This is a genomic window from Cellulophaga baltica (assembly GCF_900102165.1).
Lineage (GTDB): Bacteria > Bacteroidota > Bacteroidia > Flavobacteriales > Flavobacteriaceae > Cellulophaga > Cellulophaga baltica.
This window is the reverse complement of the sequence record NZ_FNBD01000037.1, coordinates 1-3653: the sequence shown is the minus strand read 5'-3', so window position 1 is coordinate 3653 and position 3653 is coordinate 1. Positions and strand designations below refer to the sequence as shown.

Sequence of the window (3653 nt, the reverse complement as noted above, 5' to 3'; positions counted from 1 at the left end):
AAAGATAAAAGCAAAATATTTATATTTAGCTAAGTAATAAACCGAAACGTAAGTGCTTATCACCTGCCCTACGTTTCTTATACTTAACGTTGTGCGTCACCTATAAAACCGAAAATAATCATGTTACAAAATATTGATATAGAAAACAAAATATTTATAGAAGTTGAAGACCAAGGTATTGGTCCTGTCATAATTTTGATTCATGGTTGGCCAGTAACTTCATATCATTGGAGAAAAAATATACCAGAATTAAACAAAGCAGGATATCGTACAATAGCTATTACATTACGTGGACTTGGAGGGAAATCTTCAGGAGATGGAAACTGGGAAAAAGAAACACTCTCAGAGGAGGTCATAAAGTTGGTGGATATTTTAGAAATAAGTGAATTTGCAATTATCGGACATGATTGGGGAGGAACTATTGCATATATAATTTCAATGGATTACTCTTCTCGAATTTGGGCGCTAATAATTGAGGAAGAGATTTTACCTGGTGTCAATCAAAATATTCCTACGCCGGGAAACAAGTATTATCCCAATTGGCATGGAGCTTTTAATCGCCAATTAGAACTTGCCGAAAATTTAGTCCCTGAAAGAGAATCCTATTACTATGGAACATTTCTTGATGCTAGTGCTGGACCAAAAGGTATTGAAAAAGATGCTAGAGAGGTATATCTGAAAGCATATGTCAAACCAGAATGTCTACCCGCTACGCTTGGATATTACCGAACACAACAAGAAGATATTAAGGCTATACATACAAGGAAATTCAAAACAATCTCATTTCCTGTCTTAGCAATTGGTGGAGAAAATGCTATGGGAACTGCTGTTAAAGATGGATTAGACAAAATCATGAATAGTCAAGTTCAGTTTTTAGTAGTAAAAAGCGCAGGTCATTACCCTGCTGAACAGACACCAAATATTGTAAATAATAAAATTTTAGAATTTCTGAAAATTGCCTATAGTTTATCAAAAGAAAAAGGATAAAAAGGCGAACGCACAACACTATATATAGCAAATTGGGCGATTAGTGTTTAACCGAAAGATTGTTGTCTATTTGTAAAGTCGCCAAATCTTTTGATTTGGTCTTAAAAGAGAAAAATTAAAACAAAATACAAAAGATTTGGCTTGTGACTAAACCAATAATAATCGTTTATTTATTGCCCAACATGCCATATATTTAACGTTAGGCGCAATATTGAAAAAACATGAAATTAAGTAATTCTTTCAGCGGAGCATTAAGGACGTTCTCATACTTTATTGCAAGTGGAACACATTATCAATTAGACGGAATTGAGTATCTCGGCTTATTTGGAAATGAACCTAGTGCAATAGAGCGTGCATTTGCAATATTTGCGAATGTTATAGAAATGGACGAAAACGGAGAAGTAATAAATGCCAAGTATGCGGAAAAGAGAGCCGTCGATTATATTCGCTCCTATTGCGATTCTAAATTTGAAGTTCAGCCGCCTTATGAAGATTGGGAGATTGAATTACATTGAAAAGAAAAACAAATAACGGAATCGGAATTTGAAAAATATTGAGGATGGACTTTTGAGTAGGTTTGTGCAAATGGACTTCACTCATATGCAACTGTTACGGATGGACTTCCAACTCATCCGGAATAAAAAACACAAAACGCAATGGAAACGGCGCACTCAGATGGAGAAAAACTGCGCCTAACAATGCCTAAACGTAATGCGGACTTTAGGGTTAAATCTAAAGGTCTGTGTATATTTATGAAGTCGCTAAATCTTATGGATTTAGCTTTGGACAAGAAAAAATAAAACTAAACAATAAGCTTTAGCTTCGTGCGCAGACGGAAACGAAAAGTTTCCTTATCTCCGCACTACGCTTAGCCGAGACGTTAGCCACAAGCGCAAAAAAACAGAATGAAAAAAGCAATTATAGTCGGAGCTTCTTCAGGAATTGGAAATGAACTTGCAAAAATTCTTGTTGAGAATGGATATAAAGTTGGTATTACAGGGAGACGAAAACCTGAATTAGAAAAAATGCGAGAAAGCAGACCAGAAAGTTACTTAATAAGCTCATTTGACTGTACAACAGAAAACAATACTGAAAAGTTAACTGATTTAACCAATAAATTAGGAGGTCTAGACCTTTTGATTTTGAGTTCAGGAACAGGAGATTTAAACGAAAAATTGAATTATGAAATTGAGAATAAGACTAACTTATTAAATGTTAATGCTTTTACCGAAATAGTTGATTGGACATTTAATTATTTTGAAAAGGAAGGAAAAGGTCATTTAGCCGCAATAAGTTCCATTGCAGGAATTCGAGGAAGCAGAATGGCACCAGCTTATAATGCTTCGAAAGCTTACCAGATAAACTATTTAGAAGGTCTAAGACAAAAATCGACTAAAACAAAGAAACCAATTTATGTGACTGACATTAGACCTGGATTTGTAGATACAGATATGGCTAAAGGAGAAGGACAATTCTGGGTAGCCACAAAAGAAAAAGCAGCTCAACAAATTTTTAAAATTATAAAAAGGAAAAAGAGTGTTGGATATGTAACGAAAAGATGGCGACTTATTGCAGGAATTTTAAAAAGACTTCCAAGTGGAATTTATAGAAGAATGTAAAATAAAGCCAGTGGCTAACAATGTATAAAAAACATAGGGCGTTTGTGCTAAACCGAAAGGTCTGTAAATATTAACAAAGTCCGCTAAATATAAAATTTGGCGTCTATAGAAGAAAAGATAAAAGCAAAATATTTATATTTAGCTAAGTAATAAACCGAAACGAAAGTGCTTACTTATTGCCCTACGTTTCTTATACTAGACGTTCTAAGCCATTACCGAAATTGGAAATTGAGAATAAAATATTATTAGTATTGGATTTAGATGAAACTCTAATTCACGCAACTGAGCGAAAACTCGAAATTGACTTTGACTTTCAGTATGCCGATTATTTCATTTATAGAAGACCGCATCTTGATTGGTTTCTGGAATCTATGAGTGCTGATTTTAAATTAGCTATTTGGTCTTCTGCTGACGATAAATACGTTGAGGAAATAGTTGAAAAAATTAAACCTGAAAATATTGAATTCGAGTTTGTTTGGGGAAGAACTCGTTGTACAACAAAAAGAGATTACGAACTTGATGAATATGTTCACCAAAAAAGGCTTAAAAAAGTAAAAAAGAAAGGTTTCTCAATTGAACGGATATTAATGATTGACGATTCTCCTGAAAAAACGAAAGACAATTATGGAAATGCCATTTATGTGACAGCTTTTGAAGGAAATCAAACTGATGTGGAACTGAAAACTCTTGCGGAATATCTGAATTCTATAAAAAGTAGTTCAAACGTAAGGAGTTTTGAAAAGCGAGGATGGAAAAACAAAACGGCTTAGAACACTATATATAGCAAATTGGGCGAATAGTGCTTAATCGAAAGGTTGTTGTCTATTTGCAAAGTCGCCAAATCTTTTGATTTGGTATTAAAAGAGAAAAATTAAAACAAAATAAAAAGATTTGGCTTGTGGTTAAACCGAAAGTAATCGCTTATTTTCTGCCCAACTTGCCATATATTTAACGTTGTAGGTAAGCTAAAAAAACCGCAGGAAATAAATTAAAATTATGGATAATGACTCTTTTAGTGGACTTTCGTGGATGACGGAAAAAATGAAA

General features: G+C 33.8%; 4 protein-coding genes. All 4 read left to right on the top strand.

Going from position 1 to position 3653, the window contains the following annotated elements; all coding sequences use genetic code 11:
- The first annotated feature begins 120 nt into the window (after positions 1–120).
- The 4 genes from BLQ19_RS20675 to BLQ19_RS20660 all read left to right on the top strand — a co-directional run bounded on the left by BLQ19_RS20675 (position 121) and on the right by BLQ19_RS20660 (position 3376).
- A complete protein-coding gene (locus tag BLQ19_RS20675) occupies positions 121–987 on the top strand; it encodes an alpha/beta fold hydrolase (protein WP_083332328.1) in 867 nt (288 codons plus the stop codon).
- A gap of 221 nt (positions 988–1208) precedes the next feature.
- Entirely contained in the window at positions 1209–1502 is a 294-nt protein-coding gene (locus BLQ19_RS20670; protein WP_074539637.1) for a DUF7677 family protein, read from the top strand.
- Positions 1503–1892: 390 nt separating this feature from the next.
- Positions 1893–2606, top strand: a complete 714-nt coding sequence (locus BLQ19_RS20665; RefSeq protein ID WP_074539636.1) for an SDR family NAD(P)-dependent oxidoreductase — start codon at positions 1893–1895, stop codon at positions 2604–2606.
- Between the two features lie 251 nt (positions 2607–2857).
- Positions 2858–3376 (top strand): NIF family HAD-type phosphatase, encoded by a 519-nt coding sequence (locus tag BLQ19_RS20660; RefSeq protein ID WP_254788501.1) that lies wholly within the window; start codon positions 2858–2860, stop codon positions 3374–3376.
- Positions 3377–3653: the final 277 nt, after the last annotated feature.

Bases quoted from the DNA above. Each gene is read 5' to 3' on its own strand.
- BLQ19_RS20675 (WP_083332328.1), top strand. From the start codon at position 121: ATGTTACAAAATATTGATATAGAAAACAAAATATTTATAGAAGTTGAA.
- BLQ19_RS20670 (WP_074539637.1), top strand. From the start codon at position 1,209: ATGAAATTAAGTAATTCTTTCAGCGGAGCATTAAGGACGTTCTCATAC.
- BLQ19_RS20665 (WP_074539636.1), top strand. From the start codon at position 1,893: ATGAAAAAAGCAATTATAGTCGGAGCTTCTTCAGGAATTGGAAATGAA.